General features: G+C 54.5%; 21 protein-coding genes and 1 pseudogene. 6 read left to right on the plus strand and 16 right to left on the minus strand.

The window, feature by feature from the left end; genetic code table 11:
- Positions 1-9 precede the first annotated feature (9 nt).
- The 9 genes from D6851_RS18275 to D6851_RS08060 all read right to left on the minus strand — a co-directional run bounded on the left by D6851_RS18275 (position 10) and on the right by D6851_RS08060 (position 8,161).
- Positions 10-237, minus strand: a complete 228-nt coding sequence (locus D6851_RS18275) for a hypothetical protein (protein ID WP_183030028.1) — start codon at positions 235-237, stop codon at positions 10-12.
- A gap of 452 nt (positions 238-689) precedes the next feature.
- A complete protein-coding gene (locus tag D6851_RS08025) occupies positions 690-1,265 on the minus strand; it encodes a hypothetical protein (RefSeq protein ID WP_120324354.1) in 576 nt (191 codons plus the stop codon).
- A 118-nt stretch (positions 1,266-1,383) separates the two neighbouring features.
- Positions 1,384-1,641, minus strand: coding sequence for an ATP synthase F1 subunit epsilon (locus tag D6851_RS08030; RefSeq protein WP_120324355.1), 258 nt, complete (start codon positions 1,639-1,641; stop codon positions 1,384-1,386).
- Positions 1,642-1,646: 5 nt separating this feature from the next.
- Positions 1,647-3,104 (minus strand): F0F1 ATP synthase subunit beta, encoded by a 1,458-nt coding sequence (gene atpD / locus D6851_RS08035; RefSeq protein ID WP_120324356.1) that lies wholly within the window; start codon positions 3,102-3,104, stop codon positions 1,647-1,649.
- 23 nt (positions 3,105-3,127) lie between these two features.
- On the minus strand, positions 3,128-4,003 hold the full coding sequence (locus D6851_RS08040) for a F0F1 ATP synthase subunit gamma (protein WP_120324357.1): 876 nt from the start codon (positions 4,001-4,003) through the stop codon (positions 3,128-3,130).
- 1 nt (position 4,004) lies between these two features.
- Complete coding sequence (locus D6851_RS08045; protein WP_120324358.1) at positions 4,005-4,298, minus strand: putative quinol monooxygenase; 294 nt, start codon at positions 4,296-4,298, stop codon at positions 4,005-4,007.
- Entirely contained in the window at positions 4,298-5,827 is a 1,530-nt protein-coding gene (gene atpA, locus D6851_RS08050; protein WP_120324359.1) for a F0F1 ATP synthase subunit alpha, read from the minus strand. Before atpA ends, D6851_RS08045 begins: the two co-directional genes overlap by 1 nt.
- A gap of 13 nt (positions 5,828-5,840) precedes the next feature.
- A complete protein-coding gene (locus D6851_RS08055; protein ID WP_120324360.1) occupies positions 5,841-6,395 on the minus strand; it encodes a F0F1 ATP synthase subunit delta in 555 nt (184 codons plus the stop codon).
- A 185-nt stretch (positions 6,396-6,580) separates the two neighbouring features.
- A complete protein-coding gene (locus D6851_RS08060; RefSeq protein WP_238473991.1) occupies positions 6,581-8,161 on the minus strand; it encodes a S1C family serine protease in 1,581 nt (526 codons plus the stop codon).
- A 113-nt stretch (positions 8,162-8,274) separates the two neighbouring features.
- On the opposite strand from D6851_RS08060, the pseudogene D6851_RS18280 reads away from it, so the two are divergent.
- Positions 8,275-8,454, plus strand: a pseudogene (locus D6851_RS18280) (Ada metal-binding domain-containing protein); the annotation flags it as partial.
- 18 nt (positions 8,455-8,472) lie between these two features.
- Positions 8,473-9,276: a bifunctional transcriptional activator/DNA repair enzyme AdaA gene (locus D6851_RS08065; protein WP_338014743.1), complete on the plus strand. Its 804-nt coding sequence runs from the start codon at positions 8,473-8,475 to the stop codon at positions 9,274-9,276.
- A gap of 29 nt (positions 9,277-9,305) precedes the next feature.
- On the opposite strand, the gene D6851_RS08070 is transcribed toward D6851_RS08065, so the two are convergent.
- Both D6851_RS08070 and D6851_RS08075 read right to left on the minus strand, forming a co-directional pair.
- Positions 9,306-11,009: an amidohydrolase gene (locus D6851_RS08070; protein ID WP_120324362.1), complete on the minus strand. Its 1,704-nt coding sequence runs from the start codon at positions 11,007-11,009 to the stop codon at positions 9,306-9,308.
- The gene (locus tag D6851_RS08075) at positions 11,009-11,908 is read right to left on the minus strand and encodes an NAD(P)-dependent oxidoreductase (protein ID WP_120324363.1); all 900 of its coding nucleotides are present in this window, start codon (positions 11,906-11,908) and stop codon (positions 11,009-11,011) included. The genes D6851_RS08070 and D6851_RS08075 overlap by 1 nt, the downstream gene beginning before the upstream one ends.
- A gap of 94 nt (positions 11,909-12,002) precedes the next feature.
- Between D6851_RS08075 and D6851_RS08080 the strand changes: the two genes are divergently transcribed.
- The 4 genes from D6851_RS08080 to D6851_RS08095 all read left to right on the plus strand — a co-directional run bounded on the left by D6851_RS08080 (position 12,003) and on the right by D6851_RS08095 (position 20,609).
- Positions 12,003-13,238 (plus strand): threonine ammonia-lyase, encoded by a 1,236-nt coding sequence (locus tag D6851_RS08080; RefSeq protein WP_120324453.1) that lies wholly within the window; start codon positions 12,003-12,005, stop codon positions 13,236-13,238.
- Between the two features lie 150 nt (positions 13,239-13,388).
- A complete protein-coding gene (locus D6851_RS08085) occupies positions 13,389-14,240 on the plus strand; it encodes an arginyltransferase (RefSeq protein ID WP_120324454.1) in 852 nt (283 codons plus the stop codon).
- A gap of 7 nt (positions 14,241-14,247) precedes the next feature.
- Positions 14,248-16,383: an autotransporter assembly complex protein TamA gene (locus tag D6851_RS08090; RefSeq protein WP_183030035.1), complete on the plus strand. Its 2,136-nt coding sequence runs from the start codon at positions 14,248-14,250 to the stop codon at positions 16,381-16,383.
- Positions 16,383-20,609 (plus strand): translocation/assembly module TamB domain-containing protein, encoded by a 4,227-nt coding sequence (locus tag D6851_RS08095; protein WP_120324365.1) that lies wholly within the window; start codon positions 16,383-16,385, stop codon positions 20,607-20,609. The genes D6851_RS08090 and D6851_RS08095 overlap by 1 nt, the downstream gene beginning before the upstream one ends.
- A 78-nt stretch (positions 20,610-20,687) precedes the next feature.
- Here the strand turns inward: D6851_RS08095 and D6851_RS08100 are convergent, their stop codons facing one another.
- The 5 genes from D6851_RS08100 to D6851_RS08120 all read right to left on the minus strand — a co-directional run bounded on the left by D6851_RS08100 (position 20,688) and on the right by D6851_RS08120 (position 25,068).
- Complete coding sequence (locus D6851_RS08100; protein ID WP_120324366.1) at positions 20,688-21,254, minus strand: fasciclin domain-containing protein; 567 nt, start codon at positions 21,252-21,254, stop codon at positions 20,688-20,690.
- Between the two features lie 13 nt (positions 21,255-21,267).
- Entirely contained in the window at positions 21,268-22,383 is a 1,116-nt protein-coding gene (locus D6851_RS08105) for a hypothetical protein (RefSeq protein ID WP_120324367.1), read from the minus strand.
- Positions 22,384-22,495: 112 nt separating this feature from the next.
- Positions 22,496-23,086, minus strand: coding sequence for a lysozyme (locus tag D6851_RS08110; RefSeq protein WP_120324368.1), 591 nt, complete (start codon positions 23,084-23,086; stop codon positions 22,496-22,498).
- 150 nt (positions 23,087-23,236) lie between these two features.
- Positions 23,237-24,646 (minus strand): type I glutamate--ammonia ligase, encoded by a 1,410-nt coding sequence (gene glnA / locus D6851_RS08115; protein ID WP_120324369.1) that lies wholly within the window; start codon positions 24,644-24,646, stop codon positions 23,237-23,239.
- Between the two features lie 83 nt (positions 24,647-24,729).
- Positions 24,730-25,068, minus strand: a complete 339-nt coding sequence (locus D6851_RS08120; RefSeq protein WP_120324370.1) for a P-II family nitrogen regulator — start codon at positions 25,066-25,068, stop codon at positions 24,730-24,732.
- Between the last annotated feature and the right edge of the window lie 37 nt (positions 25,069-25,105).

Raw genomic sequence — 25,105 nt, forward strand, 5'->3', positions numbered from 1 at the left:
AAATGCTGGTTATGCGGCCGGGCCATCGGGACCCGGCTGCAATGGCATCATACCATTCCCAAGGCCAAGCGCGGCACTGTAACCGTCCCGCTTCACCCGATTTGCCATCGGACGATCCATATCCATTTCACGAATGCGCAACTGGCCCGGATAAAAGGGGCGCGGGAGCCCCTGCTTGAAAATACCGATATTCAGCGCTTTCTTCACTGGATTGCAGACAAACCGCCTGACTTCCATGCTCCTACACGGCGGAAGCGTTAGCAAACCGCACGTGTTGCAAAACGTGCAACACGATTTGCAGTTAAGTCGTTTGTACGAATCCCGCAATTCACCCATACGGAACGGGCCTTTCAGGCATCCTCTCCCAAACTTATTCAGCCCGGTCTTTTGGCCGGGCTTTCTTTTTACCTGCTATAAGCCGGCTTCATTTGTTGGGGGGGTGTGGGCAAGCCCTGTGATCGCTGTAATCTCTGTGAAAAACAGTTTCTTATATCGATTAGCTGCCGCAGCGGCTTAAAAATTTTTATTTTCAATATCTTATAAAATATGTTGCAAAACGTGCAACACTATTTGCAGTTAAGTCGTTTGTGCGAATCCCGCAGCTCACCCATACGGAATGGGCCTTTCAGGCATCCTCTCCCAACTTATTCAGCCCGGTCTTCCAGACCGGGCTTTCTTTTTGCCCTCACTCAGTTGGGAACGGCATATTGTGCCGAAGCGAGGACCTGAACGCGATCCAGGCTGCCACCGGATTCGCTGGGGTGGCTGACTGTGAGAGTAAAATTCGGATCGCTAACGGAACGATAGGTTATGCTGGTCATATCTCCTTCCCGTCGTTGATCGATCTTGCTCCACCGTTCCTGAAAATCAGCCGAAGTCAGCACCGATTTTACAACAGGGTACAGATCGTCCTTCCGTGCACCGCCGGTGATGTGGCAGATCGGAAGAGTGGTGGAGGTTACCAGTATATAACCGCCCGTGAGCGTGGAGTTGATCCGCCAATAGATGGTATTCTGTCGCCAGGAAGGCGGCGGCAGGGCAATATCGGGAACATCATCCACCATGCCCATTTCGGCGCCAAGGCCAGCTTGCTCGATGAGATTTTTAGGATTCTCTACCCATTGTTGAGGATCAAGAATCCAGTTCTCGCAGACGTGCAATGCTCCATCGAAGCCTCGCTCAAGCGGTGTGCGTTGATCTGTTCCCGCCGCGAACGAAAGGCTGGGCAGGGCGACGAGCGTAATTCCCAACAGCAAATATCTCATGGCTCTTCTTTCCGAGAATGGATGACTGGGCTCATGCCAGGCTCGATCCAAGCTCAAAATGAAAAGGGCCGCCCACAGAGGGGCAGCCCTTTTCCGAAACTCGACTGTCATCAGTCGATCAGTCTTCGACATGCTCGGCAAGAAGAGTGAGACCTTTGTCGCCCACTTCGGCAAAGCCGCCGCGAACCTGAATTTCTTCCGGCTGACCACCGGCGCTTTTGAAAATCTGCACCGTGCCGTCAGCGATGGTCGACATGAAAGGCGCGTGGCCTTCCAGCACCCCGAATTCGCCTTCCATGCCGGGGACAACCACCATGTGGACTTCCTCGGAACGGACCAGCTTGGCCGGGGTGACGAGTTCGAAGTGAAGAGCCATTGTGCTTAGGCTTCCTCGGCCAGCTTCTTGGCTTTTTCGACCGCTTCGTCGATGCCGCCCACCATGTAGAAAGCTGCTTCGGGAAGGTGATCATATTCACCTTCGACCACTGCCTTGAAGCTCTTGATCGTGTCTTCGAGCTGCACGAACTTACCGGGGATACCGGTAAAGACTTCGGCCACATGGAAAGGCTGCGACAGGAAGCGCTGGATTTTACGGGCGCGCTGCACGGTCAGCTTATCTTCTTCGCTCAGTTCATCCATGCCGAGAATGGCGATGATGTCCTGCAACGACTTATATTTCTGCAGCGTTTCCTGAACTTTACGAGCCGTCTCATAATGGTCGTTGCCGACCACACGCGGTTCAAGAACGCGGCTGGTAGAATCGAGCGGGTCAACCGCCGGATAGATGCCGAGTTCGGAAATCGCACGGTTAAGCACGGTCGTCGCATCGAGGTGGGCGAAGGAGGTTGCCGGTGCCGGGTCGGTCAAGTCATCGGCCGGCACGTAAATGGCCTGCACAGACGTGATCGAACCCTTGCTGGTCGACGTAATACGCTCCTGCAACTGCCCCATATCGGTGGCGAGAGTCGGCTGGTAGCCCACGGCCGAAGGAATACGGCCAAGCAGAGCGGACACTTCGGAACCGGCCTGCGTGAAGCGGAAGATGTTGTCCACGAAGAACAGGACGTCTTGGCCTTCCTGGTCGCGGAAATATTCCGCCATGGTCAGGCCCGACAGAGCAACGCGGGCACGAGCCCCCGGCGGTTCGTTCATCTGGCCGTAGACGAGAGCCACTTTCGACCCGTCGGAAATTGCATTGCCTTCCTCATCCTTGGCGATAACGCCGGCATCGAGGAATTCGTGATAAAGGTCGTTCCCTTCGCGGGTACGTTCACCAACACCGGCGAAAACCGAAACACCGCCGTGGCCCTTCGCGATGTTGTTGATGAGTTCCTGAATAAGAACGGTTTTGCCCACACCGGCGCCGCCGAACAGGCCGATCTTACCGCCGCGAGCGTAAGGGGCGAGAAGATCGATGACCTTGATGCCCGTCACAAGAATGGCGGCCTCGGTGGACTGTTCCACGAATTCCGGAGCTTCGGCATGGATCGGAGCGGTTTGTTCGGCACCCACCGGGCCGCGCTCGTCGATCGGTTCACCGACCACATTCATGATGCGGCCCAGTGTTTTGGGGCCGACCGGTACGGAAATCTGCTGACCGGTATTGCTGACTTTCTGGCCGCGGGTGAGGCCGTCAGTACCGTCCATGGCAATGCAGCGAACGGTGTTTTCACCGAGATGCTGTGCCACTTCGAGCACAAGGCGCTTGCCATTATTGTCGGTTTCGAGAGCCGACAGAATGGAGGGCAGTTCGCCTTCGAAAATCACGTCAACAACGGCGCCGATAACCTGGCTGATCGTGCCATTGGTAGTCTGGTTTAACACGGGGGCGGTAGCCATGGATTCTTCCTTAGGTTGATGCCTTAGAGCGCTTCGGCGCCCGCAATAATTTCGATCAGTTCAGTGGTGATCGCGGCCTGACGGCTGCGGTTATACTGAATGGTGAGGTCGTTTATGAGGTCGTCTGCATTGCGTGTGGCGTTGTCCATCGCGGTCATGGATGCACCCTGTTCCGATGCTGCAACTTCGAGCAGTCCGCCGAAAATCTGCGTGCGAATATAACGCGGCAGCAATTCTTCGAGGATTTCCTCTTCACCCGGTTCATATTCGACCACGGCATCGCCCGAACCGGTTTCCACTTCGGGAGTGGGAACGGGAACGAGTTGCTGAACCGTTGGGTCCTGCACCAGTGCCGATTTGAACGTCGGGTAAATCAGATGCGCAATATCGTATTTGCCGGCCTCGAACATTTCGAGCAGCTCGTCCGCAACCGCTTCGGCTTCTTCAAAACCGGGATCACGCACCGTGGATGTGTCGAAATGCTGACCGATACGATCCGGGAAATTGCGTTTCAGCGGCGCACGGCCTTTCTTGCCGACAAGATAGAATTCAACCTGCTTGCCGTCTTCTATCAGCTGGCGTGCCTTGGCTGACGCAGCGCGTACAATATTAGCGTTGAGACCGCCGCACAGGCCTTTGTCGGTGTTGACGACCACCAGCAGGTGTCGTTGATCCGAGCCGGTTCCGGCAAGCAGCTTGGGCGCGCCGTCCTGCCCGCCAACCTTTGCGGCGAGACTGCCCATCACCGTAGCCAGACGCTCGGCATAAGGGCGCGCCGCTTCGGCAGCCGCCTGCGCCTTGCGCAGCTTGGCCGCGGCGACCATCTGCTTGGCCTTGGTGATCTTCTGGGTCGATTTGACCGAGTTGATCCGACCTTTGAGTTCCTTGAGACTGGCCATGTCAGTCCTTAAGCTCCGTTACTTCGACCAGCTTTGGATCGTCCCGCAACCAGTTTTCATATTTGGTGAAAACGTCACGCGTATAATCCTGAGCATGGTGATAGTCGAAAGCTGCGCGATCTGCCCAACGTTCGAAAATGTAAATATTCGGCGACCCGTCCGCAGCGCGGCAAGGCTCGAAATGCTCACATCCCGTCTCTGCCTTTGTTTGCGACACAATCGCCGCAACCGCTTCCCGAGCATCATCAAGATGCTCGGGTTTAACGGGAATAGTGGCAAAGACGGTATAGCTCATCAGGCGAACTGCTTGGCGAAGGTATCGAGTGCCGCAACCGTGCGGTCCTTCACATCGCCTTCGAACTTCTTGCTTTCGCGAATATCGTTCAGAATATCGGCATGCTGAGCCCGCATGAAGCTGAGCATCTCTGCTTCATATTCCGTAACCTGATTAACGGGCAGGCTATCGAGATAACCATTGGTGCCGGCAAAGATCGATACGGTCTGCTCTTCGAAAGGCAGAGGCGAGAATTGCGGCTGCTTAAGCAGTTCGGTCAGGCGCGCACCGCGATTGAGCAGCTTCTGCGTAGCCGGATCGAGATCCGAACCGAACTGAGCGAAAGCGGCCATTTCACGATACTGAGCCAGTTCCAGCTTGATCGAACCGGCGACCTTTTTCATTGCCTTCGTCTGAGCCGAACCACCCACGCGGCTCACCGAGAGGCCGACATTAATAGCTGGGCGGATACCCTGATAGAACAGGTCAGTTTCCAGGAAGATCTGACCGTCGGTGATTGAGATCACATTGGTCGGAATATAAGCAGAAACGTCACCGGCCTGTGTTTCGATGATCGGCAGAGCCGTCATCGACCCCGAGCCATTGTCATCATTGAGCTTGGCGGCGCGTTCGAGCAGACGGCTGTGCAGATAGAAAACGTCACCCGGATAGGCTTCACGGCCCGGCGGACGGCGCAGCAACAGCGACATCTGGCGATAAGCATTGGCCTGTTTGGAAAGATCGTCATAAACGATCAGCGAATGCATACCGTTATCGCGGAAGAATTCGCCCATCGCGCAGCCGGTATAGGGGGCGAGATACTGGAGTGGAGCCGGTTCTGAAGCGGTTGCAGCAACGACGATGGAATATTCCATCGCGCCGTTTTCTTCGAGCTGGCGAACGATCTGGGCAACGGTGGAGCGCTTCTGGCCCACGGCAACATAGATACAGTAAAGTTTCTGATTTTCGTCATCGCCGGCATTCGGGCCCTTCTGGTTAATGAAGGTGTCGATGGCGACGGCGGTTTTACCGGTCTGACGGTCACCGATAATCAGCTCACGCTGACCGCGACCGACCGGAACCAGAGCATCAATGGCTTTAATGCCGGTCTGTACGGGCTCATGAACCGATTTACGCGGAATAATGCCCGGGGCTTTGACTTCGACACGGCTCCGCGTGTCGGATTCGATCGGGCCTTTGCCGTCGATCGGATTGCCGAGTGCGTCGACCACACGACCGAGCAGGCCACGACCCACGGGAACGTCCACAATGGTGCCCGTCCGCTTGACGCTGTCACCTTCTTTAATATCGGAGTCCGTACCAAAGATCACGACGCCGACATTGTCGGCTTCGAGGTTGAGGGCCATACCCTTAATGCCATTGGCGAATTCGACCATTTCACCGGCCTGGACATTGTCGAGACCGTGGATGCGGGCAATGCCGTCACCCACCGACAGCACCGAGCCGACTTCGCTGACTTGTGCATCGGTGCCGAAATTGGCGATCTGGTCCTTAATGACCTTGGAGATTTCTGCGGCGCGAATTTCCATGTTCAGCCTTTCATCAGCCCTTCATCGCATGGGCGAGAGTATTGAGACGGGTCCGGATCGAATTGTCGATCCGTTTGGAACCGATAGTGACGACGAGCCCGCCCAGAAGATCTGGATCAACGCTCGTGTGAATCTTTACTGTACGCCCTTCGCGCGCCTTCAGCTTTTGTTCGAGCGAGGCGATCTGTTCGTCGGTCAGTGGGTGGGCGCTTGCAACATCGGCGGTAACTTCACCGCGTTGCGCTGCTGCGATCGTTTGGAATGCACGAATCATGGCAGGCAATTCGGACAGGCGACGATTTTCAGCCAGTACGCCGAGAAAATTTTTGGTGAGGTTGGAAAGCGTCAGCAATTCGCCAAGGCCGTTCATAACCTTGCCCAGCTGGGCGCGACTGATTTCCGGATTGCGGATAAGTGCGCGAAGTTCAGCTGATTCGGTCAGCGCTTCCCGGAGTTTGACAAGATCGGATTCGACTGCAGTGACATGCCCGGCTTCTGAAGCAAGGTCGAACAATGCCATGGCATAACGCCCGGCTAGGCTGGCCTGAATACCGGCGGAAAGCTCCACGCAAAAACCCCTCTCAACTATCCGAAAGAAACGGAAAATCCAGCCACTGCAATACAGGCATGCCAAAGGCTCCCCGGCAGGGCTGGCGCGCGACTACCACCGAGGGGCAGGGGATGCAACCCGACTCGGATATCGATTTGCTGCATTGAAACAGGGTGTGGCTAAAATATTGCATAGTCACGCTCCTATTTTGCACTTGCTGTACAGGTATAAACCAGTCGCTCGTTAGGATTGGAAGGAAGCATTGATAATACAGTATTTTGCTGATTGCCAAAATCGGTAATCGCGGTTTCATCGCTTCCGCATTCCGGCGCTTTATATTCAGCGCGCGCGGACCGGGCTTTATCCATTGCCTGGTGGCCAAGCAGATAACGATCCACCCGATATTCACGGGAATTAGGACGGTAGCTCGCCACAGAGACATTCGCTTCGGTGTTCGGTACGAGAACGCGCGACCAGTTGCCATTGGCGAAGCCATATTGGGTGCGTGAGTTGACGCAACCATCCGCAGTCCAGGTGAAATCGACATGATCGTCTACGGAGCCAGTGACGCGGCTGCGCGACAGATCGATCGTGCAGGATAGTTTTTGGGCCCCTTCTGTCGCCGGTGTAAGAGTTTGGCCGGGAGCTTCAGCATCGGCTTCGGCATGCATTGCCCGTTCAACACGATCATCCAGTTCATCGAAATTCGGGCGTCCGGCCCAGGCTATGGCTGAACCAGCGAGAGCGACAATGGCGATACCGCCAGCGATATAGGCCGGCCGATGATTGTTGCGCTGGTAGGAAATCAGCCCGAAACCGCCCGCTCCAAAAGCAATCACCAGTAGAAATGTGGCAAGCGCCATACCATCATCGCGCTCCTGTATTAGCTCATATTGCATCCGGCGCTGAAGATCAGAACGTCTCCGTGAAAGAGCGGCGGCTTCGTCTTCTTGTGCAAGTCTTGCATTCATCTGTTCCTGACGAGCGCGTTCCTGTTCGGCCTGATCCAGATCGTCAAAGCTGCGGCACGGCAAGCCATTGACCTGCGGAGTGATATTGTTGGCTCGCAGAAAGGGCAGTAATTCGCGGTTGGATACAGCGAAGAAAAATTCGGCATCTGCGCCGCCGCTTTCGGCACCGAAGGAATTAACTCCTACTACCCGCCCGCAATTATCCAGAAGAGGCCCGCCGCTATTACCCCGGGCAATCGGGGCAGTGTGAAGCAATGTGTCGAAATCGCGTGTCGGGCGATCACCGGAAAGAAAGCCTGTGCTTTTAACGGGCGGCTGGGCCTTGAAAATATCGTTCATGTCCAGCCCCTGGGCCCGGTCGACATTCATGGGGTAGCCGACAGCCGTAACGGGGCCGGAATCATTGTCGGGGTTCCCGGAAAGGGTCAGTGGTGGCAGGTTGAGGGAGCTGGTTGTGGCAACAAGCGCAAGATCGTTGCGCTGAGAAACGGCAAGCAGGCGACCATAAACGGCCTTGCCACCGTCGGAAGGAACGATGCCGATGGCGAGGTCGGCATTATTGCGCGCTTCTTCGACTACATGGGCATTGGTTACAATTCGCTCGGGAGTGATCGCAAAGCCTGTGCCATGGGAAACCGGGTAAACCTCCTTCCCATCACGCTCGACAATAAGGATGCGCACCACACCACGCGCGGCTGCATTGATATCGGACGGTTCAGCACGGGCAGCCTGACCCGCCGGCAGAAAAAGACACACCAGAAACATGAAGCTGGCGAGCCAGAGCGTGGATTGAAGGAATTTTCTGTCGGTCATTGCGGCCTTTGTTGCCTGCCTTTGGTTTGAGCGCAAGAATCGGGACGCCATTCTTTCGCACTTTCTCTATAGTAGATGCCATGGTGAGCAGTGATCTTTTAACCGATTGCATGATGGAGGCCGCTTTTTTGTCTCGGGACAGAAAAGCGGACGGGCGATTCGTGGTTGGGGTCATGACAACGGGCATTTATTGTCGTCCCAGTTGTCCAGCCAGGCGTCCGAAACCTGAAAATATGTGTTTCTTTCCCAATGAGGACGAAGCGCGTGCGGCGGGGCTGCGGCCTTGTAAAAGATGTCGGCCGGATGAGGTGATGCGTGACCGGACTGCTGTCGAATATGTACTGAAATTATTGCATGATGATCCGGCGAAGCATGCGCTGGACGATCTGGCCCGGCAGGTGAACTATTCTCCATCGCATTTGCAAAAATTGTTCAAACGTATCGTAGGCCTGTCTCCGGCCGTGTATGCACGGGCTTTACGTCAGGCGAAGGCAGAACAAAGTTTGCAGACAGGCTGCGGCGTTACCGAGGCTATCTATAGGGCGGGTTTTGAGAGCCCGTCCCGATTCTATGCAGCAATGGAAGGCAGGCTGGGTATGACACCTTCGGTTTGGGCGAAAGGCGGCGAGGGCATGGTGATACAATGGGCGCTGGTCAAAACCTCCCTTGGGGATATGCTGGTGGCAGCGAGTGAAAAAGGGGTATGCCGCCTTGCATTCAACACTTCCTCGGATGATCTGGCCCGGACTTTTCCTCATGCAACGCTTGCGCGCGGCGGTGAGGCTTTTGCAGAGATTGTACGCAAGGTCGTTGCTGCAGTCGAGGAAGGGCGAAGCGTATCCGACATTCCTATCGATGTTCAGGGCACGGCTTTTCAGGAGAAGGTCTGGGCTGAATTGCGCAAGATTCCACATGGAGAAACGCGTAGTTATGCCGAACTGGCAGCAGCGGTCGGGAATCCGAAAGCGATGCGAGCTGCGGGTAGTGCGAATGGCGCCAATCCGGTCGCAGTGCTGATCCCCTGCCACCGTGTGATACGCGCGGATGGATCGATCGGCGGCTATGCGTTCGGCAGCCGGATTAAAGAGGAATTGCTACGCCGGGAAAGGGATTAATACCGTCTTATCTGACCGGAAAATGCGCTTTAACGTCCGCTATTATCGGCTTCCAGATCGTCTGTTTGACCTTCTTTCGCATCATAGACCTTATGCCCGCCGATCCAGGTCTGCAGTACGGTGATATTGCGAATGTCTTGTGCGCTGCTGAGCATCGGGTCGCGATCAAGAACGAGGAAATCGGCTCGTTCACCCTTTTCCAATTCCCCGAAACGGCCTTCGGCAAAACCGGCATAGGCACCGCCAGCCGTGTAAGCTGCAAGTGCCTTTTCGCGCGAAATCGTCTCTTCGGGGTGCCAGCCGCCGAAAGGCTGGCCCTGCTTGTCCTGACGGGTCATTGCCGCTGCCCAGCCGGCGAAGGGGTCCGGTGTCTCCACCGGTGCATCCGACCCGAAAACGAGCGGTGCGCCGGTTTTTTCGATGGAGCGCCAGGCATAGGCGCCGGCTAGCCGATCCGGGCCGAGACGTGTTTCGGCCATGACCCGGTCCGATGTCTGATGTGTGGGCTGCATGGAAGCGATTATGCCATGATCGCCAAAGCGGGAAATGTCGGCTGGATCAACGATCTGTGCATGTTCGATCCGCCAGCGCCGATCCCCCTTATATGTTTCTGACATTTCTTCGATGGCGTCGAGCACTTCCCCATTGGCGGCATCGCCAATGGCGTGAACGGCGACCTGAAAATGATCCATGGCAGCTCGACTCATCCAGTTGCGCAACTGTGTGCCATTGAGCAGTTGTAAGCCGGTATTGTCGGGCGCGTCAGCATAAGGGGCCTTCAGCCATGCACCGCGCGATCCAAGAGCGCCGTCGAGAAAAAGCTTCACCCCGTTGAGACGTAGACGGTCTTCATAAAGCCATGGGGTGGGGCCGGTGCCGCCGATCAGGATCATTTCCGGTACGCTGGCCGCGTAGGACATGATACGAATAGCAAGGCGGCCACTGTCTCCGGCACGGCGATAGGTCATCCAGTCTTCGATGGATGTACCCATATCCGCGACCGCGGTTATGCCATGACGAATGAAACTTTGCTGTGCTTTGTAAAATGCAAGGTCGCGGTCTTCCGGGCGGGGCGGTGGTACATCTTCACGAACCAGATCCATGGCCGCATCCACCAGAACGCCAGCGGGCTTTTGTGAAGCGGCGATCCGTTCGATCCGTCCGCCCGCCGGATCGGCGGTTTCGGCAGTTATGCTGGCAAGCGCCAGCGCCTTGCTGTTAGCCCAGCCGGCATGGCCATCTACCCGTTCGAGAAAGACAGGCCGATCGCTGACCGCCGCGTCCAGTTCTGCAGCGGTAGGAAAGCGTCCCAAGGCCCATGCTTCCTGATTCCAGCCGCGGCCGATAATCCATGGCCGGTCGGGATAGCGCGCGGCATAGGCCGCGATTTTTCGCTGTGCCTCTTCCAGTGAGCGTGTGTTCGACAGGTCGAGAGACAGGGCTGCAAGGCCAACGCCCATCAGATGGACGTGAGAATCGATCAGGCCGGGAATGACTGTCCGTCCATGCCCATCTTCGCGATATTCAACCTCTTTAGGCGGTTTGTCTTTTCGCTTGAGAATTTTGGCAATGCGCCCGTCATCATCAATAACCATGGCGGTGAATTGCGTCACATCGCCGTCGCGATCCACCGAAATGCCATTAATATTGTCGACCAGCGTATCGGCCAGCGCGACCGCAGGAAAAAAGGCGGGCAAAATTGCCGCCGTGCCGGCAAGCAGACGGGCAATCATCAGTCATTTGCCTCTGGCAGATGGCGAATGAGCGCACTGGTATCCTGTCGCTCACCGCCTTTAGCCTGAACCTGTGCATAAAACTGGTCGACCAGAGCCGTAACCGGCATGGAGAGGCCGCGAGCACCGCCTTCCGCAAGTGCAATTGCGAGATCCTTGCGCATCCAGTCTATGGCGAAACCGAAATCGAATTCGCCCGCTGCCATATTTTTCCAGCGATTCTCCATCTGCCAGCTTTGTGCAGCGCCGCCAGAAATCGCTTCGAGGACTTTGCCCATGTCGAGACTGCTGGCTTGCGCGAAGCGTACCGCTTCGGAGAGACCAGCAAGTGTTCCGGCAATACAGATCTGGTTGACCGCCTTGGTCGCCTGACCGGTTCCTGCTCCACCAATGTGAGTGATCCGGGCGGCATAGGCTTCCATAACCGGGATCGCTGCGGCCAGAGCTTCTTCCGTGCCGCCGCACATGATCGAGAGTTTGCCATTCTCTGCACCGGCCTGTCCTCCCGAGACGGGAGCGTCCACGGTCAGAACGCCGGTCTTCGCTCCTGTCTCGGCAAGTTGCCGTGCGATAGCGGGTGAGACAGTCGTGTGATCGATGAAGAGGGCATCCCGATCCATTGAGGCGAGGGCGCCCTGGTCGCCAAGCATCACTTCCGCAAGATCGCGATCATTGCCGACACAGGTGATGACTATATGCTGACCAATCGCTGCCTGCGCAGGGGTGGCCGCCATATGGACCGAAAGACCTTCTTCCAGATGACGTGTCAGCCAGTCTTCCGCCTTGTTTTCGGTTCGATTGTAAACCGTCACCTGATGTCCTGCGCGAGCGAGATGTCCGGCCATAGGGTATCCCATCACACCCAGCCCCAGAAAAGCGATGCGTTTGCTTTGCGTCATAGGGGCCATCTGACGTGTTGGAGAAAGGAAAGCAATCCTGCTACTGTTCTGAGGGTTTCCCTTGAACGCCATTTTAGGCTACGGGCCGCCGATCATGAGCCAGATAGATACAAAACAAGATGCGCTGACATATGAAGATGTCTGCGCCGCTGCAGATCGGATCGCGGGTGCTGTTATGCGCACTCCGACGCTTTATAGTCGTACCTTGTCGCAGATTACCGGTGCGAATATTTGGCTCAAATTTGAAAATCATCAGTTTACAGCAGCTTATAAGGAGCGTGGGGCGCTCAACAAGCTGTTGCTGATTGACCCTAAATCACTAGAAAAAGGTGTTATTACCGCATCGGCTGGCAATCATTCGCAGGGTCTCTCTTATCACGGCACACGTCTTGGGGCGCCGGTTACTATTGTAATGCCGCGTACGACTCCAACTGTGAAGGTGATGCAGACCGAGCAGGTGGGTGGTAATGTCGTGCTTGAGGGCGAGAATTTCGACGAAGCTTATGCTCATGCCCGTAAGCTGGAGCAGGAGTTGGGGCTGACTTTCGTGCATCCTTTTGACGATCCCGATGTCGCTGCCGGGCAGGGCACCGTAGCGCTGGAAATGCTGACCGATGCGCCGGATATCGATACGCTCGTGGTACCCATCGGTGGCGGCGGGCTGATGTCCGGCATGGCTACCGTGGCCCGCCATAGACGTCCAGATATGCGGATCATCGGCGTTCAGGCACAACTTTATCCTTCTATGTATGACCGCGTGAAGCATCAGGATTTACCCTGTGGCGGCGATACGCTGGCGGAAGGGATCGCAGTTAAGCAGCCGGGGGCTTTTACGTCACAGATCATTGAGAATCTGGTTGATGATATCGTGCTGGTCGAGGAGCCCGAACTCGAACGTGCCGTTTCTCTGTGTTTACAGATCGAAAAGACGGTGGTCGAGGGCGCTGGTGCGGCGGGTCTTGCCGCGGTTATGTCTTATCCCGAAATGTTTAAGGGCAAGAATGTCGGTCTTGTCCTGTGTGGCGGTAATATCGATACACGATTGCTGGCTAATGTGTTGCTGCGCGATCTTGCCCGTTCGGGGCGGCTGGCCCGTTTGCGCATTTCCCTGCAGGATCGTCCCGGCGCGCTGTTTAAGGTGATGCGCGAATTTGATAAGCACCAGGTCAACATTCTGGAAATCTACCACCAGCGGATTTTCACCAATTTGCCAGCCAAGGGGCTGGTAACCGATATTGAATGCGAGGCGCGCGATCACGACCAAATCGACGCTCTTATCGCATCGCTGGAAGCCAAGGGTTACTCGGTGACACAGCAGGAGCTGGATTAAGGGCAGCTTGTCCCAAATCTGGAAATTGATACAAATTAGTTCTGCAAACCGATCGATTAACAGGTAAGAGTCTGTGAGAAGGCCGATATGGACTCCCGGGATTTTATATCGGCGCTGATACGTGCCACTCATGGAGAGGACCGCCAAATCGTGACGGCCCCGACAAACTTTCCGCGTTTCTTTGTGACCAGTCCGGCGCCATGTCCTTATCTGGCGAACCGGACTGAGCGGAAGGTTTTTACAGAACTTAAAGGACCTCAGGCACAGGAGCTGAATGAAGCTCTGGGACGGATCGGTTTTCGTCGCAGTCAGACTGTTGCCTATCGCCCGAGCTGCCAGAATTGCCAAGCATGCATTTCGGTGCGCGTCGTGGCGGATGAGTTCAAGCCATCTTCCACTCAACGTCGCAATATACGCCGCAACAGCGATCTCATCGTTACCGAATGCCGGCCATGGGCAACAAGCGAGCAGTTTGAATTGCTGCGTCGTTATTTATGCACTCGTCATCCTGAAGGCGGCATGGCGACCATGGATGAGATTGATTTTGCTGATATGGTGGAACATACACCAGTCTCAACATTTGTTACGGAATATCGGGAGCCTGACGGTGAGGGAGGAGCAGGGCGCTTAATCGGCGCCTGCCTGACAGACCGGCAGGAGGACGGGTTGTCGATGATATATAGTTTCTACGACCCGGAACAACAGGATCGCAGCGGGCTTGGGAATTATATCATCCTCGATCACATCAGACGGACGGCGGAGGATGGCCTTCCCTATGTCTATCTCGGCTACTGGGTCGAAGGCTCGCGCCAGATGCAGTACAAGATTCGCTATCGCCCGCTTGAACGGCTTGGCCCTGACGGATGGCGCCGCTTTGGCGATGAAGAGCAATCAAGACTTATCAGCGCTGCTTCTTCCGGAGAACAAGGTAAGGCTCCTGCCATTAGCGGCGGAACCAAGGACGGTACGCCGGGCGGACAGAAGCAATACAAGCTTTCCTGAGTTTTCTTTGCGCCGTCTGACTGCCGCTCTCGTCGTTTCTGTCAGCATATTCGCTGTGCCGTTAAGTGCACAGGCGCAAAGCCTTGAAGATCTCATTCCTGATTCTGCTGTCGACAATCCTGATGGCTGGGCACAGCAGGGAGTCCCTGAAGATCAGCAGGTCGAACCCGGTCAGGAAGATCAGGCGCTGCCTTCGGAAGTGGAGCCGGATACACCTCTGAACGATATGCCGCTGGTCACGATTACCTGGCCTGATGAGGATGAAGTTCCGCCTGTCGAGCAACTGGAACCGGATCAGGACATCCAGTTTGCCGAGTTAAGGCGCGGCAGGCCGCGTGCGCGACCACTTCATGAAGTGCAGATTTCAGATGAATTGTCTCTCGCTTTTCCTCTCGCCGAACAGGAGAGTTTTCCCGAGCAGGATCAATTCGTAGATCGTTTCAAATCACTCTCCACGATTGTCGAGCTGGATGATGATGACAGTGTGGCTCGCCTCATTGCGCAGGCGCAGGAAGATCAGGAACTGATACAGCGCCTCATGCGCATTTACGGTTATTACAATGCAGAGGTTTTCCGAACAGCTGCGGGCGGGGCGGAAGCGGGAGAGCAGCCTTCAGACGCTGATCCCAGCGTGCGATTCGACATTTTACCTGGCACTCAATATGCCTTTGGCACCATTGATCTCGGTTCGCTCGACCAGACCGGTGATGATTATCCGACCTTGCGTGATGCTTTCGAAATCAAACCGGGTGATCCCGTTTTGCAGGATAAGATTGTGCAGGAAGTCAGTGATCTCAGCACGGCTTTGGGTGAAAATGGGTATGCTTTCGCCGAAGTCGGCGAACCTGATCTTCTTATCGACCATGAGCGGGAGGAAGGTGACCTTACGGTGCCGGTCGATCCGAAGGGCAAATATGTTTTTGGACATGTTACCAGTAGCCTGCCCGATTTTCTCTCTGGCCGGCATCTTGAAAAGATTGCCCGTTTCGAGATGGGAGAAACCTATAAATATAGCGATCAGGAAGATCTGCGGAGCGCTATTCAGTCTACCGGTCTTGTGTCCACAATTGAAATCAGCAAAGTCAGGAAGACCGAACCCCAAGGCGATCAGCCGGGTACTGTCGACTTAAATGTCGAGATGAACAAGGCTCCTTTACGGACCGTAGCAGGCTCCCTTGGTTATGGCACCGGGGAAGGGGCAAGGGTAGAGGCAAGCTGGGAGCATCGTAATCTTTTCCCACCTGAAGGCATGCTGCGTGTACGCGGTGTGGGAGGGACACAGGAGCAGTTGCTGGGGGTTACTTTCCGTCGCAACAATGTGAACGGACGCGATCGTATTTTGACAGTCGATGCTTATGCCTCGAACCTCAACCGTCAAGCATATGATGCGCATACTGCTGCGCTTCTGGCGACTTACGAACGCGTCAGTACGCTTCTTTTCCAGAAAGAGTTTAGCTGGTCGGCAGGTGTACAACTGATTGCGACCCGCGAGCGTGAGGCTTCTTCCGATGAAGTGAAGTTGCCGCGGCAGTCTTATTATATCGGTGCTGTGCCGCTTTACGCGCAGATGGATATGTCCAACGACCTGCTTAATCCAGATCGTGGTTTTCGTTTGGCCGCACGTATTTCACCGGAGATTTCTCGTACCGAAGGCAGCAATAGTTTCTATATTCGCAATCAGGTCGATGCGAGTTACTACAAGCGGGTCAGTGAAAGCGTTGTACTGGCCGGACGGGTGCGATTGGGTTCGATTCCCGGTGCATCGACAAGTGACATCGCACCATCGCGGCGTCTTTATGCCGGTGGCGGCGGGTCTGTCCGCGGCTATGGCTATCAGGCTATCGGGCCTCGCAATGCGGCCGGCGAAGCGGCCGGGGGGCGTTCTCTGACAGAACTATCTGCTGAGGCGCGTATTCGCACAGGCCTGTTCGATGGTGCACTTTCCGTTGTACCTTTTGTCGATGCCGGTGCAGTTGATCGGACGTCCACGCCGAAGTTCAGCGATATCAAGGTTGGTGCCGGTATAGGTATCCGCTATCACACGAGTTTCGGGCCTATCAGGGTCGATGTGGGCGTGCCGCTTAACCCTGAACCATCCGATGCACCCGTCGGAGTGTATGTGGCATTGGGGCAGGCTTTCTGATGAGTGAGGGCGAAACACCCGATATGCCTGACGGCGAAGGCGCTGCAGAAGATGAAGAAAGGGTGGTGGCTACACGCCGCACTAATCCTTTGCGGACAGCGTTACGCTGGTCGGCTCGCTTTCTGGTGGCAATTGTCGGTCTGCTCGCCCTCTTTGTTCTGTTTCTTCATACACCGCCCGGACGGCAGTTTATTGTTGATCAGATTTCCGGTTATGCACCGGCTTCCGGTCTCACTGTGCAGGTAGATGAAATCGATGGATCGGTCCTTTGGAGCAGTACGCTCAAGGGTGTTCGTTTCTATGACAAGAATGATGAACTGTTTCTTGATATTCCGGAAATTGAGCTAAACTGGCGTCCTTATAAGTTCCCCTTCACCGGATTGGATGTTCGTCACCTTATCTTGCATGACGGTACTCTCTATGCGGCACCTGAGCTAAAACCGGGTGACCCCGAAGCCCCGACTCTGCCAAGCTTCGATATCCGGGTGGACCGGCTGGTGGTGGATAATCTGCACGTCGCCAAGGAGCTAACCGGTGAAGAGCGCACCGTGAATCTGCGGGCGCAAACTGATATTCGCGACGGCCTGGTGTATCTCAAAGCCAATGGGGCACTTGGCGGAGGTGATCGCCTCAATGCGTTGATTCACGCCGAACCGGATGGAGACATATTCAAGGCCGACGTTGATATTGATGCACCAGCTGGCGGGCTGATTGCCGAATTACTGGGATCAGAAGACGGTTTTAACATCGATATTCTGGGTGACGGCACATGGCAGCGTTGGGACGGAGCGATTGTAGCTCGGCAAAAGGATACCAATCTGCTTGCCTTGCGGCTTTATAATCGCGGCGGGCAGTACAAACTAGTGGGGCAGATAAAACCCGATCGGTATCTTACTGGCTTACCGGCTCAGGCGATGGGCGACGTCATCTCGGTTGCCGCAATCGGTACGCTGAAACAAAGTGTCGTAAACGGAACTTTCGCTTTGCGTGCAGCTGCAGTGAATGTCGATGCGGACGGTGCGATAGACCTTAACGACAATATCTTTCGAAGCTTTACGGTAGATGCTGCGCTGACGGACCCTTCGCTGATTGGGCAAGGAATGAAACTCGGCGATGCTCGCATTTCGGCGACACTGGACGGCGCTTTCAACAACCTGTCCATAGCGCACCAAGTGCAGATTGGAGTGGTCGATCTGGGCGGCACCGGCGCACGTAATCTGGCGCAGCAGGGCACCGCCACTTACGATGGGTCAAACTGGGTTTTGCCGCTCGATTTGCAGGTTGATCGCGTTACGACAGGTGTCGATGCCATCGACCCTCGTCTTATCCATGGCCGCGTGTCAGGCACAGTTCGGTTGACCGGTGATCAGTTAAGCGCTGAGGGGCTGGCCATCGCATTCGACAATCTGCGTGCCACATTATCCGTAAAAGGCGATATTGCCCGATCGTCATACGAAGTTTCCGGTCCGGTTGAAGCCCGCGGTTTCGTGTTGGAAAATGTGGGCACACTCGATCTTGGGGCAAAATTTCGCTTCCGCTTCAATAATGGTCCTTGGAGACTGGCCGCCAATTTTAACGGCCGGATGCCCCAGATCACCAACGACGCTGTCACTACCTATGTCGGTACCGACATTCGTTTCAATGGCGGGGTGGCTCTGGGAAGCAGCGGGCCGATCAGTGTTGAAAACTTCAAACTGCAGTCAAGTAAGCTTCAGTTCAATATGAATGGCGAGTTGAATGACAATACCGCCACTCTTTCTGGTAGCGGGCGCCATGCCGATTATGGTCCCTTCACAATTGAAGCTGAGATGGCAGATGACGGCCCTCACGCTGTGCTTGTTCTTGAAGAGCCTTTGCCTGCAGCCGGGCTGAAGGATGTTCGTATCGGGCTTGCTCCCATTGAGCAGGGATATGCTATCGATACTGAAGGCCAGTCGACACTTGGCCCGTTTGAGGGTGTGATTGAACTCATCACCCCTGAAGAGGGACCGACACGCATCGAGGTCGATCATTTCAATATCTGGAAGACGTCAATGACTGGCGGGCTCAGACTTGAGGACGGGGGCGTTTCCGGTGCTTTAAATCTGTCTGGTGGCGGTCTGGATGGAAATATTTCCCTTGCGCCGCGAGATGGCGGGCAGGGGATCGACGTCAATCTTCAGGCACGCAATGCTGTTTTTGCCGGAACCACACCTCTGTCGATCGGCCGGGCCAGAGTGACTGCCGATGCCTGGATTGGGGATAGCAGTACTAATATTAGCGGTTCTGTTCGTGCTCGCGGGTTGGGTTATGGTTCGATCTTTATCGGAAGTTTGGCGGCGCAGGCAAAGGTGCGGGACGGAGCAGGAACATTCGATGCAGAACTGACAGGGCGGCGTGGCAGTCGGTTCGAATTACAGCTGCAGGGTAAGGTCACTCCTGATCAGATCGTAGCTGCTGCCAAGGGCGCCTATGGCAATAAGGCAATTGATATGCCGCGTCGGGCGGTGCTCGATAAACAAGAGGATGGAGGCTGGATTTTACGTAAGACGCAGCTTTCTTTCGGTGATGGTTTTGTCATTACGCAAGGCAGGTTTGGCGGCGATAAACCCATGCAGGTTTCGGTCAGGCTGGCAGACCTGTCGCTTTCTCTCCTGGATGTGGCAGTGTCCGATGTCGGGCTCGGGGGGACGATATCCGGTCTTGTGGAAATGACAGGCCGCAATGGCAGTCCGCCGACCGGCAATGCAAAGCTCATGATCAATAATCTTACGCGATCTGGCTTGACGCTATCTTCAAGGCCTATCGATCTGGCACTAGTGATGGATTTGTCACCTGAGCTCCTCCAGACCCGAGCCGTTATCAATGATGGTGCAGATACAAAGGGGCGGTTACAGGGACGCATCGCCAATCTTCCTGCAGAAGGCGGCCTGATCGAACGTCTTCAGGCTGGCGACCTTCTGGCTCAGCTTCGGTATAATGGTCCGGCAGAGTCTTTGTGGCGTCTGGCTGCGATTGAGGTTTTCGATATTACGGGCGAGCTGAAAGCAGCGGCTGATATACGTGGCACGCTTGCTAATCCTGAAGTGCAGGGCTCTCTCGAAGGAAACAACCTTCACCTTACCAGTGCTTTGACGGGTAGCGATGTCCGGAACATGCAGGCACGGGGCACTTTCCGAGGTTCGCGTCTCAATCTCACGAGATTTTCCGGTACCACTCCTAATGATGGAACAGTCACTGGAAGCGGCTTTGTGGATCTGTCGGGCATGGGTGATCGTGGTCCCAAGATCGACTTGCGCCTTTCTGCAAAAGATGCCGATTTGCTTGATCGCGAAGGCATGGGGGCTACTGTTACCGGTCCGATGCGGATCGTGTCAGATGGTGTTGGAGGCACGATTGCCGGTCGCCTGACTATCAATGCTGCCAATTGGGCTTTGGGTGGTGCCTCTGCAGAAGGTAATCTGCCCGATGTCAAAACACGGGAAATCAACATACCGTCTGATATTGAACCTGGTAGTCAGATATCGGCACCTTGGCGCTATATGATCAACGCTAAGGCTGACGATAACGTCGAAGTGCGCGGGATGGGGCTGGAGAGCGAATGGCGCGCTGATATTCAGCTTCGTGGAACCACGGATGATCCGCGTATCGGCGGATCGGCAACGGTTGTACCGCGTCAGGGCTTTTATTCTTTTGCCAGCACGCGGTTCGAGTTGACCCGGGGGCAGATTGATTTCGATGTGAATGGCCCGATTGATCCGCGAGTGGATATTGTTGCTTCAGCGGATGTCGCGGATCTCGACGTTACCGTGAAAGTAACCGGCAACGCTATGCAGCCAACGATTAGTTTCGAATCATCACCGCCTTTGCCGGAGGAAGAAATTCTCGCTCGGCTGCTCTTCGGCGGTTCCATTACCGATCTGTCGGCTACAGATGCACTTCAGCTCGGTGCTGCTTTGGCATCTCTACGCGGCGGCGGCGGTATGGATCCCATCAACAGTTTACGAAATGCAATCGGACTGGATCGCTTACGCATTGTCCCTGCAGATCCGGCGCTTGATAGGGAAACGGCGGTCGCTCTGGGTAAGAATTTCGGTAAGCGCTTTTATACCGAGATCATAACCGACGGTCAGGGCTATAACGCCACGGAACTTGAATTTCGTGTTACCAGCTGGCTCTCGTTACTTGGCACTGTGTCGTCTATCGGGCGTGAAAGTGTGTCAGCAGAGATTAGCAAAGACTATTGATGGCCTTTTGCATAACACGCTTTTGAATAAGAAAAGGCCATCTAAGAGTGCCTTTTCTTATTCTATAATCAGAGTGAGTTAATCTGAAGGTGACAGGTCTTTCAGGATCCCGTCAATGGGAAGAATAATGCCATTGCTCGCTTTTCGGGCCGGTCCTGCAATATTTGCGCGGCTGCCATCCGCTGCGGTAATATGAATCACGCCACCTTGCTGAGAGAAGGTGAGCTCATGCCCACTCATATTTCGCATCTTCACAGGTCTTTCACCGGCGCGAGCGATGGCGGCCTTGATATTTTCGACCGTCAGATATCCCGGCATGATATGGTCTCGTAGAATGGCCATCATTGCGGGAGCTTGCTCTTCTTGTTGAAGTAGCGCTCCGGCTTGACCTAGTTTTCCGAAAGCAGGATCGCGCGGAGCCAATAATGTATATGGCGCAGTCCCATCAAAAATAGGAGCGAGTCCGTTATCCTCGATCTCGGTAGCAATAATAGTTATGCCGGGAGCCTCTGCCAGACTCGCTGCCAGTGTGTTTTGAGAAACCCTGTCGCTTGAAGATTCTGCTGTTTTCGAATCCTTGTGGCATGCACATAGCAGTAAAGTTGCCAGAGTGACGCTCCAGAGCTTTTTCGATTTTGCTAGCATGTTACCGTCTTCCTCACGAAGCGATTAGCTCGATTACCGCAGTGATCAGACGGTTCTTGGGGTTCACTCGATATATATATCCGTCGCTATACCGATACAGCGCATTGTCGCTGTCCTGATAACGCGTTCGGTATCCGTTGGGGATATTATAAATATCATATCCGGAAGGCATGGGCTGGCCGATTGTAAAGCTACTGCCCGTCAGTAAAGCAGCAATAGAAGTAATCAGTTCGCTCTCTGGATCTGTGCGATAAACGATATTGTCGAGAAAACCATACGCCCCTTCGCTGCCCAGATTATAATAGGCGCGGTAATAGTCCGGTAAATTATGCGATTGGAAATTTTTCGGCCATGGGCGGCCAGGCGAAAGTGCGCCTCCCGGTAGCGGAAAATATCCGTCAATCGCGTGGTCATTCGCTGTATGAACCAGATAGCCTTTATCGTAGAAATAATGCCCTGTCTTCCGGCCTTTCAGGCCCCACCATTCCGGATGTGGGGAGAGAAAGCTATAAGGAGATGGTGCTTTTGTTTCTTCTAGCTTGCAGCTTTCTTCTCCGGATACGAAATAAGGTGGGCAACCGCTGATGAGTTTCGGATGCAGAGAAGAGCTGCTGATGGCTGTCGTGAACCCGTTGCGTGTATAATAGCGGCGATTACCGTGTTTTCCTGCGGGTTCCTCTTCATCTGCACTAACATGACGACTGGGAAGCGGGGTGGGCGGGTCAATATCACCCTTTGAATGTCGATTTGCTTCTAGGGCATTTTCAGTACCTGAGTCTTCTGTGCCCGGTAGAAAAGAAGGCTTTTCATGTATGCTTGGAGTAGAAGCAATTTTCGGCTGTTCGTTTATGTTGTCGAGTTGAGTAAGAGGCGCTTTATTGCCCAGCTTATCGAGAGGGGCGTTATCCTCAGCGGTTCTTGAGGGAGAAGCTTTGAGATCAGGTAAACCCTGTGCATCGGGTTTTGCATGCAGGGGAAGGGAAATGAAAGTGCCATTGAGTATTTTCGCACTATCGCCTGTCTCTTGAGAATCAGATGCCTGACCACTTACTTGTTCAGCAGGGGCTGCATTTAAGGCGGAACTTCCCATCGTTACGACCACGATCGCATTTAGCAGGCCTCGGCGCATAAACAGGACTCCCTTCACGGATCAAACCCGTGAAGGGCAGCGCAAGTTCCGCCATCAGCTTGAAAGTGAAAAAATCGAGAAGAGTTGTCTCTATCGTGTCACGTATATACGACTAGTGAAGCGACCTAAGATAAAGTTTTGCCTCTGCCGCGCGTCGTCTCACCAAGCCTTTCAATACCTTCCCTTGTGCCTGATTCCATCGGGCAAATTCCTTCGCAGCTCCTGCAAAGTTACCTGTACAATGCATGCGCGTAAGCGTTGCTCGGCCGATGGAGCCTGTGTTGTAGTGAAAAGATGTCAGAGCATCGAACTGGTTTTGCGTAGTAGGCGAAATGCCGATCGCTTCGGCGACCTCTGTTGCATAACGTATCAGATCATTTGCCAGTCGTGCATCGCATTGTTGCTGAGTCCATACTGTGGCAGGTCCGATCCCCTTTCCGGTTGATCCCCAGCCAATTGTCCAGGGAGCGCCGCCAGTGCCAGGATCTGGATAGGCTTCTATTAAACCATCCGGCCGTTTGTGGGCACAGCTCTCAAATTGTTTTATCAGCGCAATTCCGGCTTTCCCGATTTTTCTGGGATTGGAGGACAGGGGATTGCTTCTGTGGCTTTCCGGCATTGTGTCGATGTTTGCTATCTCAGAAGAAATGAGCCCGCGGGCGAATAAATTGCTAATTATCTGAAAGGGGGCGGGGAAACGCATTGCCAATCTCCATCGCGAAAAGAGCGAATAGAGTTAGCGAGGACAAAAAGCTGTAGGAAAGGCTTTCCTGTTTCGAAGTAATCTGGTGGATAAATAAAAGGCGCCCGGATCCGCTCCGGGCGCCTTCCCAATAAGTATGATCGAGAGTGATTAGGCGCTGTAATACATATCGAATTCAACAGCCGAAGGTGTCGTTTCGAAACGGATTACTTCTTCCCACTTCAGTTCCATATAGGCTTCGATCTGGTCCTTGGTGAAAACGTCACCGGACAGAAGGAATTCATTATCGGCTTCCAGGGCAAGCAGAGCTTCGCGTAGCGAGCCGCAAACTGTTGGAACCTTGGCGAGTTCTGCGGGTGGCAGATCGTAAAGGTTCTTGTCCATCGCATCGCCCGGGTGGATCTTGTTCTGAATGCCGTCCAGGCCAGCCATCAAAAGAGCGGAATAGGCCAGATAAGGATTGGCCATGGCATCAGGGAAGCGGAACTCAACGCGCTTCGACTTTTCACCCGAACCGTATGGAATGCGGCAGGAAGCCGAACGGTTACGAGCCGAATAGGCGAGCAGAACCGGAGCTTCAAAGCCAGGTACCAGACGCTTATAGCTGTTTGTGGTCGGATTGGTGAAAGCGTTCAGCGCCTTGGCGTGCTTGATGACACCGCCGATATAATAAAGGCAATTCTCGCTGAGACCGGCATAACCGTTGCCGGCAAAAGTCGGTACGCCATCGGCCCAGATCGACATGTGCGTATGCATACCCGAACCGTTATCGTCTTTGATTGGTTTTGGCATGAAAGTTGCCGTCTTTCCATAGGCATTGGCGACCTGATGGACGACGTATTTATAGATCTGCATGCGATCGGCAGTCTGTGTCAGTGTGCCGAAAGTGAGTCCGAGTTCGTGCTGGGCGGCAGCCACTTCATGATGATGCTTGTCGCAGGGTAAGCCGAGTTCAAGCATGGTCTCGACCATTTCACCACGAATATCGACAGCAGAGTCAACTGGAGCGACGGGAAAATAACCGCCTTTGGCTCTCGGACGATGCGCCATATTGCCGGTATCATAGGACCTGTTGGAATTGGTCGGCAGTTCGATGTCATCGATCTCGAAGCCCGAGCCATTATAACCGTCCTGGAAGCGAACATCGTCGAACATGAAGAATTCAGCTTCCGGACCGACAAAGACGGTGTCGCCAATTCCAGTGGACTTGAGATAAGCTTCGGCGCGTTTTGCAGTCGAACGCGGGTCGCGGCTGTACAGTTCGCCGGTAGATGGTTCTACGATGTCGCAGAAAACAACCAGCATTGGCGTGGCACTGAATGGATCAACATAGACTTCTTCAAGATCCGGCTTGAGGATCATGTCGGATTCATTGATGGTCTTCCATCCGGCGATAGAGGAGCCGTCAAACATCAGGCCTTCTTCAAGCTCATCCTCGCCCAGAGCAGAGGCGACCATCGACAGGTGCTGCCATTTGCCCTTCGGATCGGTGAAGCGAAGATCAACCCATTCGATCTCCTCATCTTTAATCCGTTTAACGATTTCAGATGCAGTGGCCATTTTCTTCCTTCCTTAGAATGGAACGGTGGAAAGAGGCACAATGACAGCTCGAAGAGCTGTCATTGTGCCTAATTGATTAAAAATCAGATTGCGTCTTTGCCCTTTTCGCCGGTGCGGATACGCAACGCAGTTTCAATTGGTGAAACGAAAATCTTGCCATCCCCGATACGACCTGTCTGCGCTGCAGAGGCAATGGCTTCGACTACCCGTTCAGCGATATCTTCATCGACAACGACTTCAAGTTTCACTTTGGGAAGGAAATCGACCACATATTCGGCACCGCGATAAAGCTCTGTATGGCCTTTTTGGCGGCCGAAGCCTTTAGCCTCGGTCACGGTAATGCCGGAGACACCCACTTCGTGCAGTGCTTCCTTAACCTCGTCGAGCTTGAACGGCTTGATAATCGCTTCGATTTTTTTCACGTGACCCCTGAACGACTTTCCGGCGCATCGGGCAAAT

Source organism: Altericroceibacterium spongiae (genome assembly GCF_003610805.1).
GTDB classification, from domain to species: Bacteria; Pseudomonadota; Alphaproteobacteria; order Sphingomonadales; family Sphingomonadaceae; genus Altericroceibacterium; species Altericroceibacterium spongiae.

Excerpts from the sequence above, each read along its gene's own strand:
- D6851_RS18275 (WP_183030028.1), bottom strand. The coding sequence starts at position 237 with ATGGAAGTCAGGCGGTTTGTCTGCAATCCAGTGAAGAAAGCGCTGAAT.
- D6851_RS08025 (WP_120324354.1), bottom strand. The coding sequence starts at position 1,265 with ATGAGATATTTGCTGTTGGGAATTACGCTCGTCGCCCTGCCCAGCCTT.
- D6851_RS08030 (WP_120324355.1), bottom strand. The coding sequence starts at position 1,641 with ATGGCTCTTCACTTCGAACTCGTCACCCCGGCCAAGCTGGTCCGTTCC.
- atpD (WP_120324356.1), bottom strand. The coding sequence starts at position 3,104 with ATGGCTACCGCCCCCGTGTTAAACCAGACTACCAATGGCACGATCAGC.
- D6851_RS08040 (WP_120324357.1), bottom strand. The coding sequence starts at position 4,003 with ATGGCCAGTCTCAAGGAACTCAAAGGTCGGATCAACTCGGTCAAATCG.
- D6851_RS08045 (WP_120324358.1), bottom strand. The coding sequence starts at position 4,298 with ATGAGCTATACCGTCTTTGCCACTATTCCCGTTAAACCCGAGCATCTT.
- atpA (WP_120324359.1), bottom strand. The coding sequence starts at position 5,827 with ATGGAAATTCGCGCCGCAGAAATCTCCAAGGTCATTAAGGACCAGATC.
- D6851_RS08060 (WP_238473991.1), bottom strand. The coding sequence starts at position 8,161 with ATGACCGACAGAAAATTCCTTCAATCCACGCTCTGGCTCGCCAGCTTC.
- D6851_RS08065 (WP_338014743.1), top strand. The coding sequence starts at position 8,473 with ATGCGTGACCGGACTGCTGTCGAATATGTACTGAAATTATTGCATGAT.
- D6851_RS08070 (WP_120324362.1), bottom strand. The coding sequence starts at position 11,009 with ATGATTGCCCGTCTGCTTGCCGGCACGGCGGCAATTTTGCCCGCCTTT.
- D6851_RS08075 (WP_120324363.1), bottom strand. The coding sequence starts at position 11,908 with ATGACGCAAAGCAAACGCATCGCTTTTCTGGGGCTGGGTGTGATGGGA.
- D6851_RS08080 (WP_120324453.1), top strand. The coding sequence starts at position 12,003 with ATGAGCCAGATAGATACAAAACAAGATGCGCTGACATATGAAGATGTC.
- D6851_RS08095 (WP_120324365.1), top strand. The coding sequence starts at position 16,383 with ATGAGTGAGGGCGAAACACCCGATATGCCTGACGGCGAAGGCGCTGCA.
- D6851_RS08100 (WP_120324366.1), bottom strand. The coding sequence starts at position 21,254 with ATGCTAGCAAAATCGAAAAAGCTCTGGAGCGTCACTCTGGCAACTTTA.
- D6851_RS08105 (WP_120324367.1), bottom strand. The coding sequence starts at position 22,383 with ATGCGCCGAGGCCTGCTAAATGCGATCGTGGTCGTAACGATGGGAAGT.
- D6851_RS08110 (WP_120324368.1), bottom strand. The coding sequence starts at position 23,086 with ATGCGTTTCCCCGCCCCCTTTCAGATAATTAGCAATTTATTCGCCCGC.
- glnA (WP_120324369.1), bottom strand. The coding sequence starts at position 24,646 with ATGGCCACTGCATCTGAAATCGTTAAACGGATTAAAGATGAGGAGATC.